This window comes from Microcoleus sp. D3_18a_C4, from assembly GCF_036702415.1.
Taxonomy (GTDB): Bacteria; Cyanobacteriota; Cyanobacteriia; order Cyanobacteriales; family Microcoleaceae; genus Microcoleus.
The window spans coordinates 1-17,239 of record NZ_JAUBTI010000015.1; the positions used below are offsets into that span (position 1 = coordinate 1).

A 17,239-nucleotide genomic window follows, 5' to 3' on the forward strand; every position below is an offset into this window, starting at 1 on the left:
CACAAGGTAGGCAACTATCGAAGTGCCAAAAATACAGTAGGAATACCGCTAGGTTTTACAACATTAATCACCCCGTCCAAGCTCAAAGTCAAAGCCCATCTGGCTAAAATTGCAGAAGTGATAGACACCCATAACACCGCCCCCCAAGTCGCTTTAATTAGTCGGCTGAATCCAATAATTAGGGGATGGTCAAACTATTACTCAACAGTAGTAAGTAAAGAAACCTTCCGAAAGGTAGACAACCTTACTTATGACAAGTTAAGAGCATGGGCTAGAAGGCGGGGAAAAGGTAGCATCAACAAAGACAAATACTGGCGAACAGTAGGCGACAGAAATTGGTGTTTCAGCACAGAAGAAGGATTAGAGTTGCTCCAACACTCAGCAAAGCCTATTGTAAGGCACGTTAAAGTGAAGGGTAACGCAACGCCTTACGATGGTGACTGGATTTACTGGAGCAAGAGACGCGGAGAATACCCGGAAACACCAAAAAGAGTGGCAACACTGCTTAAGACACAAAAAGGTAAATGTACCCACTGTGGTCTGTATTTCACACCTACAGACATTGTAGAAGTTGACCATATCCAACCTCTCTCATTAGGCGGTAAGGATGAATACAAAAACTTCCAACTTCTACATAAACACTGCCACGACACAAAAACGGAAAATGACGGTTCTCTTAATAAGGACTATTGTAACAATCCGTTTTGAATTGTGTCCATAAAAAGGATGAAGATATCAAGGAGCGGAATGATGCGAAAGCATCACGTTCCGTTCTGAACGAGAGGTAGGGGTAGAAATGCCCCTATCGACTCTAACAAAACCAGGGATTTTGGCACAATACCTTTACCCAGATTTTGTAGGGGCGGGTTCCACCAACAATATCTAACGATTACCAACAATCTAGATAAACCCGCCCCCCACCACCGATCGCCCACATCAACCTGGAATTTGCATCGCATCGGAAAATGTAGGTTGGTATTTTTGGTTGGGTGGGGGCGGGTTTATCAGATTGTTGATTATTGGCAATTATGGTTGGTGAACCCGCCCCTACAAGCATCATGTACATGGTGATTTATGGTTGGGTGGGGGCGGGTTTATCAGATTGTCGATTATTGGCAATTATGGTTGGTGAACCCGCCCCTACGGTAATTACCCCAACCCTTCAACTAACAAATTGCGAGCACTTTCCAACGCTTCCTGCAACTTACTTGCATCGCGTCCCCCAGCTTGCGCCAAATTCGGCCGCCCGCCGCCTTTTCCGCCGCAAATTTGAGCAATTCCCCCGATAAACTTGCCAGCTTGCAATCCTTTCTTATTGACTTCAGGACTAAAAGCAGCCACCAAACTTACCTTGTCCGGTTCAGGAATTGATGCCAAAACAACCGCAGCATTTCCTAACTTTTGCTGCAATCTTTCCGCCGCAGTTTTCAGCGCTTCCGTATCCACATCTCCCAATTGAGCTACAATGATTTTGAATTCGCCGAGATCCTCAGCCGCACTCAGCAACTGGTCGGATTTCGCGATCGCCAATTCCGACTTCACAGCAGCCAAATGTTTCTGAGTATCCTTCAACTCATTCTGCAAATTAGTAATCCGGTTCGGCAATTCTTCAGGCTTCGCCTTAAATCGATCGCCCAAATCGCGCACCACCTTATCCCGCACATTCAAATAGTCTAAAACAGCTTGACCGGAAACCGCTTCAATCCTGCGAGTTCCCGCCGCTACCCCCGCTTCGGAAACAATCTTAAACAGCCCGATTTCTGCGGTATTGCTGACGTGAGTTCCGCCGCACAATTCCATCGAAACGCCGGGAAAATCGATAACCCGCACCACATCGCCGTACTTCTCGCCAAACATCGCAGTCGCGCCTTTTTCTCTCGCAAGGGCGATCGGCATTTCTGCAACCTCAGCAGCGTGCGCCTCAGCAATCCAACTATTAACTAAATCCTCAATTTTCTGCAACTCTTCTGCTGTGACAGCGCGCGGAGAATTGAAATCAAACCGCAATCTCTCAGACGATACCAGCGAACCAGCTTGCGAAATCGAATCGTCCACAATTTTCCGCAAAGCTGATTGTAATAAGTGAGTTGCTGTGTGGTTAGCCTGAATTCGGCGGCGACCGCTATTGTCAATTTTCGCAGTAATACTATCGCCAACTCTCAGCGTTCCCCGTTCCACAAAGCTGAAATGCACGAAGAAATCCGATTCCTTCTTCACATCATCAACTCTTACCAACAAACCCTCTCCATTCTCTCCCTGAATGCTGCCATTCAAATAACCTTTATCCCCAATTTGTCCGCCGGATTCAGCATAAAACGGCGTTTGGTTCAAAACAACTTGTACCTCAGTGCCTGCCGCTGCTTCCTCCACAGATTTGCCGTCAACCAAGATAACTTCCACCTCAGCTAAACTCGACAATTCAGCATAACCAACAAACTCAGTTCCTTGGATGGTTTCAGCCAACTTATCCAAAGAACCCTGCACCGTCAAATCGATTGTTTGGCGAGCATCTTTAGCGCGAATTTGCTGTTCCTTCATCGCCGCTTCAAAGCCGTCCAAATCCACAGTAATTCCCTGTTCCTCAGCAATTTCTTGAGTCAGTTCTAAGGGGAAACCGTAGGTATCGTAAAGAGTGAAAGCATCTTGACCAGAAATCTCTGCTGTGGGTTGGGCATCTTGCCCGCCCGGAGACCCAGAAATCTCTGCTGTGGGGTGTAGGGGTTGGGCATCTTGCCCGCCCTGAGAAAGCAACAGGCGCCCGCCCCCAGAAACCGACAGGCAAGATGCCTGTTCCACAAGAGCTTTTTTGAGAATTTCCTCCAGCAGCTTCTCTCCGCGTTCCAAAGTCTTGAGAAACTGCGCTTCTTCCCTTGCCAATTCCGCCTTAATTTGAGCTTCCCGCCGCCGCACATTCGGATAAGCAGCTTCCGAAAGGCCGATCGCACTTTCAGCCACCCGCACCGTAAATTCGCCCTGAATTCCAATCAGCCGCCCGTGGCGCACCACCCGGCGAATCAACCGGCGCAAAATGTAACCCCGACCAACATTCGACGCGCGAATTTCGTCCGCAATCATGTGCACCACAGCCCGAATATGGTCGCCAATTACTTTCAGCGAAACCTTGACTTTTTCATCGCTATTGTGGTAATCAATTCCGGCAATTTCCGCCGCCGATTGAACGATCGGAAAAATCAAATCTGTTTCGTAATTATTGGGGACTTTCTGGAGGATTTGCGCCATCCGTTCCAGTCCCATGCCAGTATCAATATTTTGATTTTGCAGCGGGGTTAAATTGCCCTCTGCATCTTTATTGTACTGCATGAAAACCAGGTTGTAGAATTCGATAAACCTGGTATCATCTTCGAGGTCAATATTGTCGCCTCTCTCTGGGTGAAAATCATAGTAAATCTCCGAACACGGGCCGCAGGGGCCAGTCGGGCCGGATTGCCAGAAATTGTCATCTTCTCCCATGCGCTGAATCCGATCGCCCGGAATGCCAATTTCATCGCGCCAAATCGCAAAAGCTTCGTCATCTTCTCGGAAAACGCTAACAACCAAATTCGACGCCGGTAAACCGAAAACTTCCGTGGAAAGTTCCCAAGCCCAAGCAATGGCCTGTTTCTTGAAATAATCCCCGAAACTGAAATTACCCAACATCTCAAAAAACGTGTGGTGGCGGGCGGTGCGGCCGACGTTTTCGATGTCGTTGGTGCGGATGCACTTTTGAGAAGTCGTGGCGCGCGGTGATTCGGGCGTGCGCTGTCCGAGAAATATCGGCTTGAATTGTAACATTCCGGCGATCGTCAGCAACACAGTCGGATCTTCGGGAACCAAAGAAGCACTCGGCAATATCTTATGTCCCCGCTGAGCATAAAAGTCGAGGAAGGTTTGGCGGATTTGGCTGCCACTGAGAAACTTAGGAGAAATAGTCATGACAAGAACTGTTAAGAATGTAAAGATGTAGCAACAATAGAATTTATAGGACTTTTGCACGGGTGTCCAGAAACCGGGTTTTTCAACCAAAATACTTGCTTAAAATCCTCAATCTCGGTGAAAAAACCCGATTTCTTTGTTCGGAGTGCGTGAGTGCTAACTTACATCTATTTGGATATTCATATCATTATACTTAGTAATGTAAAGACCTATCAAGTTTTGCAAATAGTGCTTTACTCCTGGGAAAGGCCATGCTAACTTAATAATAGACACCGGGACAGGAAGAGAAAGGAGGTCGCTATATTTAGAAAGAAAGTTCGAGGATATAGACATGGTGTCTCCGGTCTAGATTCCCAGGCGCAGCAGAAATTAACCGAACACAACTTGGAATAGTGGCGAACTGCCGATCGCGCAGTCAAGCCAAACCGCAGTCGAGTCAGACTTATTGTGGTAGCGGATTAAAAGTAAAGCTGCACAAGTTGTAAACCCTAGTAAGTCACAGTTCTCAATCGGAAACACATCTCGTTTGTTAGAAAAAACAAAGTTCTCATATTATTGGGTCTGGTCGCTGTCGATCGGGCCCTATGAATTTTTATAGGGCGATCGCAGGATTCGAGGATTCGAGGGGGAGAGCTCGGCCGAGTTCGACTTTATAAGGAATGAGAATTAAATAACTTACAATGCGTGATGGTTCTTGTGGGATGGGCGTCCCGCCCGTCCAGAAAGGGCGGGCTATAAGCCCAACCCCTACCCCCCAAAAACTTGTGTAAATTATTTAATTCGCGATCCTAAGTGCTTTCTGGTCAAAGGCAGCATCCCTCGGAGCCGATCGGCGAGCGATCTGTGCAGCTTTTGAGTTATATATTATATATAATGGGACGTGGAGCAAGCCCGCCCGCTTTTTGCCGGGACTCCAGCGCTGTGGTATGAGGCACTGTCAAGATGGGATATCATTGAGGATGTCACTCAAGACCTTAAAACCTACCCCGCGCTGTGCTGTATAGCAGCAAAATCTACGCTTCTATTAGCCTGCTGCCAGCCAAGGATAGCCAACCGCCATTTTTGGTGACAAGCCCAGGCTCAAAAATTTGAATCTCAGGATATTTAGAGTCAAAACTCTAAAAAATCCCATCCCCGACGCAGGGGTGAGAGTTCAAAAAAATAAAAGCCCGCCCACTCAAAAAAGCTAGTGCCGCCAACAAGTAGTAAATCACTAGCACAGTTCTTAAACTCACAATTTCCGGAGATTCCAGGTGCAAGTATGGCCGAAATAACTAAAGAAGAAATGCGCGAACGGCTGGGAAATATCGACCAGATCCGGGATATCATTTTTGGAGCGCAGCTTAGAGAATACGACAATCGCTTCGATAAAATAGATTCCGACTTGTCGATGATGCAGCAAGATATGCAAACTCGCATCGAACAAGTAAGAACAGTTCTTTCAGGAGAAATGAGGGCTGCAGTTGATTCGTTAGAAAAGAAAGTTAAATCGCTCACCTCAAACACCCAAGAAGAAAGCGCAGATATCCGTCAGCAAGTCGATCGCATTAACCGCAAATTCTCCAGCAGCATGGAAGCCCTCGACGAGGCTATAGACAATCAAACCAGTTCGCTTCGCGACGAACTCTCCCAAACCAGAGATCGACTATCTGAAGAAAGCCGCACTTTGAAAACACAGGTTTTTGAAGAACTCGATCGTCGCTTTTCTATGCTCAGAGATGTTAAAGTTTCCAGAGACGACATGGCAGAAATTCTGTTTGAACTCGGCATGAGGCTCAAAGGAACAGAATTTGTACCCGAACTTAAAGGCGTTGCGGATAATAAGTCAAATACCGAATTTCTGTTGCCGGAGCGCCACCATCACGGATAATAACGCATGGCTTTACCGAAAGAAAATCCGGCTGACGAAAATGAGTTAGAGGGTTTTGTTTCTGAACCTGACGAGTCTCCTGCCGATGCGGCAACCCAGCTAGAACCCTTGCTGAATCTGTTAGTCGATCTCAAAATTTTTGCGGGTTCCAACCAGCAAAATGCAGAGCCCGAAGATCACAGCAGTGGCGAAAATAATCAAGCTGGGGCCCTCGGCGGGTTGATGGATTTGTTAGGTATTTCTGAGCAAGCGCCAGAGGAATTTGCAGCGAGTGTACCCGAAACTGGATCTCGCCAACCGGAGTCTGGCGATTCCCCACCTGTTGCAGACGAGTTCAAAAGTTTGCTATTTGCTACTCACAAACTCAACACTTCAGAACTGGAAAAAGACTATTCCTCAGCTAAAACTATAGATGTTTCCGCGATCGCCCAGCCGGATTTGGAGGAGGAATCACAGCCTGTCGAAGAATTGTCTAACTTGACAATGAAAGATTCTCTACAGTACGTACAGGCTCAAAAATCCCACAAGTTCGATCGGCATTTACAGGATGTTTCCCCTCCCGAAACCGAGTCAAAACCCTCGGAAATTCCCCATAATCCCATAGTTTCCACAGTCTCAGATCCACCAGAAACGGGATATTTAGATACTGCAGTGGCTTCGACTCTAGAAAGCCCTAACTTACTAGAACCGCCAGCAGAAATATTAGGCCAAATTAAACAGGATTTAAATGAAGCCGACAGCGCGATGGAAACGCTGCAAAATCTGATTTTCGGCTCAAAAATCTCGGATATCGAACAAGTCAAAAATCTTCTGGCAGAAAACGACTTGCCGGGGGTGCGCCACCTGATGGCAACAATCGACGATAAATTAGGAAAATTGGAACACCAAATCTACGAGCCCCAAGAGTTGATTGAGTTGATGTTGCCTTGGATCGCAGAAATTCTCAGCCGCAAAGTGGCCGATTCCAGAGAAGAAGTTGTTAAGGCGATCGTGCCCATTATTGACGAAGTGATTAGGGCAAAAACTCAGGAAAACAAGTCGGCAATGAGTGCGGCAATAGCTGAGTTACTTCCCGACGCACTTGCTCAACAAATAGTGAATTCGCCAGCGGATATTGCTAAGGCGATCGCCCCAGAAATCGGTCTGGCAATTAAAGAGCAAATTCGCCTCGACCAAGAGTCGATCGCTCAAGCCCTCGCCCCGGAAATGGGCAAAGCGATTACAGCCCAAATTGAACTTGAACGCGACGCAATGGTGGATGCCCTCTATCCCGTAATTGGCAATACTATTTCCCGATACATGGCAGAAGCTATCAAGACAATCAATGAAAAAGTGTCAAATGCCCTCAGCGTCGAAGGAGTTCAGCGCAAAATTCGCTCCAAAGTACAAGGAGTCTCCGAAGCCGAATTAATCCTCAGAGAATCAATACCCTTTACCATCCAAGCAGCATTCTTAATTCACAAAGCATCAGGCTTGGTTATTTCCGAAGTTCAAAACTCAGAAAGCTACCAGTTAGAATCAGAAATGGTAGCAGGAATGCTCACAGCTATTCGCAGCTTTGTTAACGAGTGCATCGTGCAGCCCGGAGAAGTTTCCGAACTCAATCAAATTGAATACGGCGACTCAAAAATTATGCTAGAAGTAGCGGGATATTGCTACATGGCAGTCGTGATCAAAGGAGAACCGCCAAACTTGTTCATCAACAAACTGCGACAAACCGTTACTAATCTCATCCTTAATTATGCTAAAGTAATTCACGAGTTTAACGGCGATCCCGGTACTATACCTGAGTCCCTGCACCCGTACATAAAAAGTTTATTCGACCCGCTGCAAAGGGAAAAATCAACAAAACCCCCGATCGCCCTAGCCGCGATCGGTTTAGCCGCCCTGAGCTTAATCTTAGTACCTTGGGGGATTTATCAGTATCGCAGCAACATTTACCGTCGCCTCGAAGCAAATGCCCTGGCAGCTTTAGCATCCACTCCCCAATTAGCAGTTTACCGCTTAGATGTTGCAGTTGATGGCAAAACTTTAAAGCTAACCGGAAAGTTGCCAAATCAAGAATTGCGGGCACAAGCTGCAAAAATAGCCGCATCAACTGCACCGAAATTGCAATTAGATAATAGAATTCTAGCTGTAGATGTCCCCCCAGATCCAGTTTTGACGGCGGCCGAGGTACAGCGGATTACCGCTGTTTTGAATCAGAAAGAGGGCCTTTCTATTTCTACGCGGTATGGCGATCGCAAAGTTACAGTAGAGGGTACTGTTAGAGACGGTGCAGACGCACAGAAAATAGCTCAGTCCCTGAAGCAGATTCCCGGTGTTCAATCGGTGATTAGCACAATTAAATTAGATCCGCTGAAAATTACAAGCCGCATTTACTTCCAGCAAGGAACGGCAAAATTAGACCCTACATACGGAGAAATCATCGCCAGTGTCAAAAATTTCATGGATCAATATCCTCAAAAACAGATTAAGATAATTGGGCACAGCGATCGAACTGGGGAAATTTCTACAAATCAACAGTTGTCGCTGAGGCGTGCCGCAGCAGTGCGAGATGCTTTAGTGCGGCAGGGTGCTGACCCAAAGCGCCTCCAAACGGTTGGCATCCCCCATCCTCCTGCCGACGTGGAACCCAATCAACCACGACTTTTAAGCAGATGCGTGGTATTTGAACCAATAACTAACACCATAAACAGTAAATAATTATGTCAGTTACTATAGCTAAAAAAATGTGTATGATCGGCGATTTTGGTGTGGGCAAAACCAGCCTGATCCGCCGTTTTGTCGATCGGCAATTCACCGACCAATACCTCTCCACCGTGGGAGTAAAAATTTCTCGCAAAAACGTAGAATTAGAAAACGTAAAACAGCGGGAAAACGTGACTGCACAGTTGCTGATTTGGGACTTAGAAGGGCATACAAAATTCAAAGGAATAGCACCTACTTACTTGCAGGGAGCTAGTGGCGTTTTAATCGTTGCCGATGTCAGCCGATCCGAAACAGTTGAGCGAATCTCCGAACACATTCAGCTTTATTCTTCCGTCAATCCTAAAGGGTCAATTATCGTCGCTTTGAACAAAGTAGACTTAATTGACGAGGAAAAATTGGCGCTGCTAGTGGAAATGTCCCATGCGATAGGTCAAGACAAAGTAATAGCAGTTTGCACGACATCTGCTAAAACCGGCAAAGACGTTGACGAAATTTTCTACAAACTAGCTTACACAATGGTAGAACAAGTATGAACCCCCTGTTAAGAAAGCTGTTAGGCCCGCGACAAACACAGTATTTTCTAGTAAATCACCATTTCATCATTCAGGAAACCTCCGCCGAAGTGCAGCATTATGCCGATACTCCGGGCGACGCGATACCAGGTGCAGATGCTCGCCTGAGTTTTCCCGAACTGATTGGCATTGAAAATATCCTCATGTCTATCATTATGGGACGGCTCCCTGGTTTTGAAATCAAAGGTATCGCTCGGTTTGCAGACCCGAACCGCCCTTTATACTTTGATATGTTGGCTATCAAATATGAAGAAGAACAAGAATATGTGCCAAGTAAATTGCTAATTTTGATTGAAGATACCACCGAAAAGATGGTAATGAAGCAATCGTTGATTCAGAGGGCGAATGAAGCTAATCTGTTGGTTAGTGCCTTAGCCGCTTCTAAAGATTATATAGATAAAGTTATTCGTTCGATGGGCGATGCTTTGTTGGTGACAACAACATTAGGAACTATCAAAACAATCAATCAATCGGCCCAATGGTTATTTGGGTATAGCGAAGCAGAATTAATTGGCCATCCCCTGTGTTTAATATTAGTAGAAGAAACATTAATTTACCAAGCTCGCCACCGCTATATTTTGTCTCAGAAAGAGCTGCGTAGAGAACTAGAAATAGTCTGCACTACTAAAGCAGGAGAAGAAATTTGGGTAGAATTTTCCTGTTCGGCAATTCAGACAGAATTAGAGGGACTTTACGATTTCATTTATATAGGCAGGGACATCACAGAACGCAAACAACAAGAAATAGAAATTCGTCGCTCTTTGGCAAAAGAGCAAGAACTCAGACAGGTAAAATCTCGTTTTTTCTCGATGATCGCTCACGAATTCGGCAATCCTTTAAATACAATATTATTTGCTACTAAAATCCTCCAAGACTACGGCGACGAAATCACCCACGAGGAAAAACAAGAATACCTCGCACACGTTAAATCCGCATCTAAACACATGGCTCAGCTATTAGATGACGTGCGGTTGCTCAGCAGCGCCGAAGCCGGAAAACTCGAATTCTATCCCGCACCAGTTGACTTAAAAAAATTTTGCAGCGAGTTAGTAGAATCAATTAAAATTAGTTATGGAAAAAATCATACAATTAACTTTATTTATCAAGAATTAGTTACGCCAGCTAAAAAATATGATACCGACTCGCAGGAAACGCAACATTTGCCCGCACTAGATCCAAAATTGCTGCGGCACATCTTGACAAATTTGCTGTCAAATGCTGTCAAATATTCGCCGATCGACAGCAATATTTATTTTGAATTAAATTGTCAGAATAATGAAGAAGCCACATTTAAAATTAAAGACGCAGGCATTGGCATTCCTATCGAAGACCAAGAACAACTCTTTGAATCTTATTATCGAGCCAAAAATGTCGGAAAAATACCCGGTACAGGACTGGGTTTATCCATAGTCAAGCAGTGTGTAGATTTGCACGGAGGTCAAATCGAATTTTCCAGCGAGATCGGGTTAGGCACTACCTTTATAGTCAGAATTCCCTTTGAGAAACAGAGATAAATAGATGGATTTTCGATTATTCGATACACAGGGCGCATTCACTACTAAGAATCTCACATGAAAACCTTGTTTAAAAAACTGTTAGTTCCCCACCACTTGGAGTACCTAGCACTGGATAAAGATTTTTTAATCCAAGAGAAGTCTCTCAAAGTGGAGCGGTTCGGCGACTTTCCCGATGAAGTAGTCGCCGGCAACGATGTCCGCATTCCCTTCCCCGAATTGGTGGGAACTGAAGAAATTTTAATCGATATTTTTGAAAGACGTTTGCCAAATTTTGAATTAAAAGCGATCACGCGGGTATTAGAAAATGGCTCGCGGCTTTATTTTGATATGTATATCGTGCAGTTCACCAATGACGAGAATTATCAGAGATTAATTATATTTTTTCAAGACGTAAGCGACAGGATGGCTTTAGAACAAACTCTAGTCCAAGCTACCAATGAAATGGATATTTTATTGAGTACCTTAGCCGCTACTAATAATTATGTTGAAAAAATTATTACTTCAATGGCAGAAGTTTTGTTGGTAACAACAGCCTCGGGAAAAATAAAAAAACTCAATCAAGCTGCTCAAGATTTGTTCGGTTACAGCGAATCAGAATTAGTAGGCCAGCAAATAGAAGTTCTTGCTGCTGTGGGCGCATCTTTGCAAGCAGTCAGTCAATATCCGCCTCAACAATCTCGAACTAACACTGAAGTAATTTGCACGGCAAAAAGCGGAGAAAAGCTCACCGTTTCGTTTTCCTGTACGGCGATTCCGACGGACATTAAAGGCATTTCTGGATCTTCGCCCGCCGTTCAAGATTTCGTGTACATCGGCCGCGATGTCACAGATAGACAGCGCGCCCGCAAGCGAAAAACAGCTCAGTACGTCACCACTCGCATCCTGTCGGCATCCGAAACAATCAAAAAAGCTATAGCAGCAATTCTCCCCGTAATTTGCGACAGCTTGGGATGGGATACCGCCGAACTGTGGATGCCTGAAGCTGGGGAAAAACTGCTGTCAGGAAGTAAGAGAATAACTGCGGTTTCCGACCCCAATTTGCTTCGCTGCGTCGCCAGTTGGACAAAACGCTCAGTTTCTATCCCCAAATTTGCCGAATTTACCGAACAAATGACTTGTGCGTTTGGCGAAGGATTACCGGGTTTCGTTTGGGCTAGCGGTTCATCTCAGTGGATTGCCGATGTCACAAAAAGCGACAGTTGTATGCGCCGAGAAATAGCCGCAGAAGAAGGATTACACGGAGCTTTTGGTTTCCCAATTTTGGGCGACTACGAGGCGGAAACTTCTGCAAGAGCTGTGTTGGGGGTGATGACTTTTTTCAGCCGTGAAGTGCAGTGTTTTGATGAAGAATTGCTCCAGACAATGGCGACAATCGGCAGCCAAATCGGTCAATTTATCAAGCGCAAGCAAGCGGAAATAGCTTTGCGGGAAAGCGAAGAACAACTGCGAGACTTATTTGAAAATGCTACTGACTTAATTCAAAGTATAGGAGCGGACGGTCATTTTTTGTATGTAAATCGGGCTTGGCGGCAAACTCTGGGCTACACCGAAGCAGAAATTGCTCAAATGACTGTTTTTGATATTATTCATCCCAACAGTTCCCCAGAGTCTCTGGATATATTATATCAAGCTTTTACCCAAAAAACTGTAAATGAAAATACCTTGTATCCAGAATCGATTGAAGTAATATTTATCACTAAAGATCACGAACAAATTTTGTTGGAAGGCAGCCTAAGCTGTAAGTTTGCGGATGGTTCGCTAGTAGCGATTCGCGCTATTTTGCGAGACATTACTGCTCGAAAAATGACAGAAGACGCCCTGGCAAAATCTGTGTCCCTGCTGCAAGCAACTTTTGATTCTACTGCTGATGGTATTTTAGCTACTGACAGGAGCGGAAAAATAGTCACTTTCAATCGAGAATTTGTGGAAATGTGGGGCATACCTAACGAAGTGATGGCACTGCGAGATAACGCGGCAACGATCGCCTTTGTCCTGAACCAGCTCAAAGACCCCCAAGCATTTCAAGAGAGAATAGAATCGCTTGACGAGCAGCCCGAAGCCGAAAGTTACGATTTGTTGGAATTTCAAGACGGCAGATTTTTTGAACGCTATTCGGAACCGCAGCGGCTGGGAGATAAAATTATCGGCAGAGTCTGGAGTTATCACGACATTACGGAACGCAAGCAAGCAGAAGATGCCCTGCGGGAAGAACAAGAAAAATCAGAAAAGCTGCTGTTAAATATCTTGCCCAAGGCAATAGCAGAACGCCTCAAGCAAAACGAAACTACTATTGCCGAATACTTTCCAGAAGTGAGTGTTTTGTTCGCTGACATTGTGGGGTTTACTGCTTTGTCTGCCGTCATGAATCCGATCGAGCTTGTGGAGCTCCTCAATAAGATTTTCTCAGGATTCGACCTTTTGTGTGAACAACATGGGTTAGAGAAAATCAAGACTATCGGCGACGCATACATGGCAGTAGGAGGACTGCCTGAACCCCGGACAGACCACGCAGAGGCGATCGCCCAAATGGCCCTAGATATGCAAGCAGAAATAGCCAGATTTAATGCTAGCCATAATAAATATTTTAGCATTCGCATCGGCATTCACAGCGGCCCGGTTGTTGCCGGAGTAATTGGCATCAAAAAGTTTATTTACGATTTGTGGGGCGACACAGTAAATATTGCTTCCCGCATGGAATCTCACGGTTTGCCTTGGCGGATTCAAGTCAGCGAAACTACTTATAAGTTATTAGAACACAAATATGTATTTCAGGAGCGGGGAACTATTGAAGTTAAAGGCAAAGGGGGAATGAAAACTTATATTCTCATTGGTAGAAAATAATGCCGATCATCAGTCATAAGTCATCTGGCTGATGACTAAAAGTGTTGCTAAAGTTAATTAACAATACTTTTTGACCCAGACTAATGGAACTTGCTAATTTGTCGGCCAATTTACGATCGCCCGACGAAGCTGTCGATCGCCATCCTGTGACGGTTGCGCCCTCAACTTCCATCGGGGATGCGATCGCCCTGATGCGTCGGACGAACAACCATTGCCCACTGCCTAATTCACCTGCATTTCCCGACTCAAACGAAACTGTAAAAGCATTTATTAGTTGCGTCTTAGTTGTCGATAAAAATCAGCTAGTCGGACTGCTAAGCCCGGAAGATGTGCTCAACTTAGCTGCGACCGAATATGGATGGCAAGGCATGAAAGTTGCCGAGGCAATGACGCGGAATTTAATTGTCTTACAAGAATCAGAATTTACAGATATTACTACCGCATTTAAGCTATTTTGTCAATACTCGATCGATTACTTGCCAATTGTAGATGAACGGGGTCAGCCAGTAGGTTTAATCAGTGAAAAAAGTATTCGCCCCGCAATGTATAGCTGGATCGAGGCACTGCACCAAGAAGTGGCAAAACTCCAGGAACAATGCGAACTGTTAGAGGGCAATTGTGAACTAGAAAAAGTCAGCGATCGCCAAAATGCCGAAAATGCCCTGCAGCAGAGCGAGGCGCGCTACCAGGCGATTGTGGAAGACCAAACCGAACTGATTTGCCGCTACCTCCCCGACGGTAAAATAACTTTTGTCAATCAAGCTTACTGCCGTTATTTCGGCTTGCAGCCGATCGACTTACTGGGCAACAGCTTCATGACGCTGATCCCAGAACCAGACCGAGAACTTTTTCAACAGCAATATACTTCTGTGTCTCCCGACAACCCTATTTTTATCTGCGAACACCGAGTAATTTTGCCGAGCGGGGAAATTCGCTGGCAGCAGTGGATCGATCGGGCGATATTTGACGAGAGCGGACAAATCGTCGAGTATCAAGCAGCAGGCAGGGATGTCACGGATCGCAAACAAGCAGAAATCGCTTTGCAGCACCTCAATGCAGAGTTAGAACGGAGAGTGCAGCAGCGGACACAATGGTACGAAATGGCAGTATCGGCCGGCAAAGTGGGGGTTTGGGACTGGAATTTGGAAACCGATGAAATCTACATTGCTCCGTCTTTGAAAGCTTTATTGGGCTATCAAGACACAGAGATTCCTAACCGCATGGAAAATTGGGCGTCTCACGTTCATCCCGACGATCGAGTTGCAGTCGCCGAAGCAGTAAATGCTTATTTAGAGGGTTTGACAGAAATTTATGAAGTAGAACACCGGATGGTGCGTAAAGACGGCAGCACCTGCTGGATACTTGCCCGCCGCAGCGCGATCCGATCGGCTTCTGGCAAGGCCTTCCGCCTGACTGGCACTGACACCGACATTACCGATCGCAAATTGACCGAAGAAAAACTCCAAAACTCCGAAGCCGAACTGCTGGCGCTGTTTAACGCCATGACGGATATCGTGCTGGTTTTCGACGCAAGCGGCCGCTACCTCAAAATCGCCCCCACGGCCCCCGAACTGCTGTACAAACCGGCTCCTGAAGTGCTGGGCAAAACCCTCGCCGAAATCTTCCCAGAAGCGGAAGCTAATTTTGCCCTCGGCCACATTCGCCAAACATTGGCATCTGGGGAAACCCACAGAATTGAATACAGGATGGAAATTGGCTGCAAGTTATTTTGGTTTGATGCCAGTATTTCGCCGCTGGATCTCGATCGGGTGATGTGGGTCGCCAGAGACATTACCGCTCGCAAACACGCAGAAGCTGCACTGCAAAAGAGCGAGGAAAAGTTTCGCAACTTATTTGACGATGCTCCGATCGCGCTTGGTTTGGCAAGCGTGCGCGACTACCGCACGATCAAAGTGAATGAAGCTCACCGCCAGATGTTGGGCTACAGCGATTCGGAGTTGGCTACCATGACTTTTAGTGAACTCACGCATCCAGAAGATTTACAAGCAGATGTGGAGCAAGTCAAGCAGTTGGTCTGCGGCAATATTTCTCGCTTCCAAAGGGAAAAACGCTTGATTAAGAAGAATGGCGAGCTGATGTGGGCAAACTTGACGGTGACGCTGATCCGCGACCGCGAGGGCATTCCTCTCTACAGCATGGGGGCGATCGAAGATATCAGTTATCGTAAGCGGGCAGAAATAGAATTTCAGCAGTTAAAAGAACGGCTGCAATTTTTACTGGGTTCTAATCCTGCGGTAATTTTTACAGCCGCACCGACGGGGGACTTTTGTACTACTTACATCAGCGACAACGTTCAGACAATCGTTGGCTACGAGCCGCAAGAAGTGTTAGCTGATTCTAAATTTTGGTCTAGCAGGATTCACCCTGAAGATCGGTCACATTTTCTAGTAAACTTTTCGGATTTATCCGAGGGGAAAAATTGCATTTGCGAGTACCGTTTTCTACACCAAGACGGAATTTACCGCTGGCTAAGGACGGAACTAAAACTATTGGTTGACAGCAGGGGTATTCCGATCGAAATTATTGGTTATGCCGCTGATATCAGCAATTCTAAATACGCCGAACTCGCTAGGGGGCAGCAGTTCGAGCAAGAACGGCTTGTGGAGGCGATCGCCCGTCGTGTCCGCCAGTCTTTGCAATTAAAGGAAATTCTCAACACCACGGTTGCGGAACTCCAGCAAGTATTATTAGCCGATCGAGTTTTGGTTTATCAACTTTTACCCGAAAACGGCGGCCGAGTCATTGCTGAAGCCGTGGCCGAAGGATGCAGCCAACTCGTGGATAGATGTTTTGCCGAAGAGGCTTTTCCGGCTGAAATTTATCAGCTTTATTTGCAAGGGCGAATTTCTGCGATCTCCGAACGGGATGACCCCTGCATTACAGCTTGTGTGACCCAGTTTATGAAAAAAATTCAAGTTAGGGCAAAGTTAGTAGTGCCGATTATTCAGCACAGCCAACTTTGGGGATTGCTGATAGCCCACCAATGCGAGATCCCTCGTGATTGGAAAGAATGGGAAATCAATTTATTTCAGCAGTTGGTAAATCAATTGGCGATCGCCATTCAGCAATCTCTACTTTACCAGCAACTGCAAGCTGAACTGAGCGATCGCAAACAAGCAGAAGCAAATTTGAAAAACTCCCTCAAAGAAAAAGAAATTTTGCTCAAAGAAATTCACCACCGCGTCAAAAACAACCTCTGCGTAGTTGCCAGTCTGTTAGAATTGCAATCGAACACAGTTGCCGACCCGCAAGTAAGCAAAATGTTTGAAGAAAGTCAGAATCGCCTTTATTCTATGGCTCTGATTCACGAAAAACTGTACCGTTCGACTAACCTGGCGCAAATTAATTTTGGCGAATATCTCGAAGATTTGGTAAGTAACTTGTTTCACTCTTACAATATTAGCAACAACCGAATTCAGTTGCAGGTATTAGCTGAGCCCATTTCCCTAAATCTAGAAACCGCTACTCCCTGCGGTTTAATTGCTAATGAATTGGTTTCAAATACCCTGAAACACGCTTTTCCTGATGGCACAACGGGTACAGTTAGTGTAGAATGCTATCAAACGGGCGATCGAGAAATCAACCTCTTAGTTAAGGACAACGGCATTGGCTTTCCTCAAAACTTAGATTTTAGGAAAACTCAGTCGATGGGCTTTCAAGTTGTCTGCACTTTAACCGAGCAGTTAGAAGGAACCATCGACATATCCAGACAATTTGGTACATCCTTTCACTTAAAATTTAACGAATTAAACTACTTTCAAAGATTGTAAATA

8 protein-coding genes are annotated in these 17,239 nt (G+C 45.7%); 7 read left to right on the plus strand and 1 reads right to left on the minus strand.

Annotated features, from left to right (window positions below; all coding sequences use genetic code 11):
* On the plus strand, nt 1-708 hold a 708-nt coding region (locus tag QUB16_RS10020; protein ID WP_333315809.1), incomplete at its 5' end, for a group II intron maturase-specific domain-containing protein.
* Nucleotides 709-1,149: 441 nt separating this feature from the next.
* On the opposite strand, the gene alaS is transcribed toward QUB16_RS10020, so the two are convergent.
* Entirely contained in the window at nt 1,150-3,933 is a 2,784-nt protein-coding gene (gene alaS / locus QUB16_RS10025) for an alanine--tRNA ligase (RefSeq protein ID WP_333315810.1), read from the minus strand.
* Between the two features lie 1,261 nt (nt 3,934-5,194).
* On the opposite strand from alaS, the gene QUB16_RS10030 reads away from it, so the two are divergent.
* The 6 genes from QUB16_RS10030 (at nt 5,195) to QUB16_RS10055 (ending at nt 17,236) form a co-directional block, all read left to right on the plus strand.
* Complete coding sequence (locus QUB16_RS10030; RefSeq protein ID WP_333315811.1) at nt 5,195-5,803, plus strand: hypothetical protein; 609 nt, start codon at nt 5,195-5,197, stop codon at nt 5,801-5,803.
* 6 nt (nt 5,804-5,809) lie between these two features.
* Nucleotides 5,810-8,509, plus strand: a complete 2,700-nt coding sequence (locus QUB16_RS10035; protein ID WP_333315812.1) for an OmpA family protein — start codon at nt 5,810-5,812, stop codon at nt 8,507-8,509.
* 2 nt (nt 8,510-8,511) lie between these two features.
* Nucleotides 8,512-9,048, plus strand: coding sequence for a Rab family GTPase (locus QUB16_RS10040; RefSeq protein WP_333149463.1), 537 nt, complete (start codon nt 8,512-8,514; stop codon nt 9,046-9,048).
* A complete protein-coding gene (locus tag QUB16_RS10045) occupies nt 9,045-10,601 on the plus strand; it encodes a PAS domain-containing sensor histidine kinase (protein ID WP_333149461.1) in 1,557 nt (518 codons plus the stop codon). Before QUB16_RS10040 ends, QUB16_RS10045 begins: the two co-directional genes overlap by 4 nt.
* Nucleotides 10,602-10,658: 57 nt before the next feature.
* Nucleotides 10,659-13,445: an adenylate/guanylate cyclase domain-containing protein gene (locus QUB16_RS10050; RefSeq protein WP_333315813.1), complete on the plus strand. Its 2,787-nt coding sequence runs from the start codon at nt 10,659-10,661 to the stop codon at nt 13,443-13,445.
* 83 nt (nt 13,446-13,528) lie between these two features.
* A complete protein-coding gene (locus QUB16_RS10055; RefSeq protein WP_333315814.1) occupies nt 13,529-17,236 on the plus strand; it encodes a PAS domain S-box protein in 3,708 nt (1,235 codons plus the stop codon).
* Nucleotides 17,237-17,239: the final 3 nt, after the last annotated feature.

Coding starts and splice junctions, on each gene's coding strand:
- alaS (WP_333315810.1), bottom strand. CDS start 3,933: ATGACTATTTCTCCTAAGTTTCTCAGTGGCAGCCAAATCCGCCAAACC.
- QUB16_RS10030 (WP_333315811.1), top strand. CDS start 5,195: ATGGCCGAAATAACTAAAGAAGAAATGCGCGAACGGCTGGGAAATATC.
- QUB16_RS10035 (WP_333315812.1), top strand. CDS start 5,810: ATGGCTTTACCGAAAGAAAATCCGGCTGACGAAAATGAGTTAGAGGGT.
- QUB16_RS10040 (WP_333149463.1), top strand. CDS start 8,512: ATGTCAGTTACTATAGCTAAAAAAATGTGTATGATCGGCGATTTTGGT.
- QUB16_RS10045 (WP_333149461.1), top strand. CDS start 9,045: ATGAACCCCCTGTTAAGAAAGCTGTTAGGCCCGCGACAAACACAGTAT.
- QUB16_RS10050 (WP_333315813.1), top strand. CDS start 10,659: ATGAAAACCTTGTTTAAAAAACTGTTAGTTCCCCACCACTTGGAGTAC.
- QUB16_RS10055 (WP_333315814.1), top strand. CDS start 13,529: ATGGAACTTGCTAATTTGTCGGCCAATTTACGATCGCCCGACGAAGCT.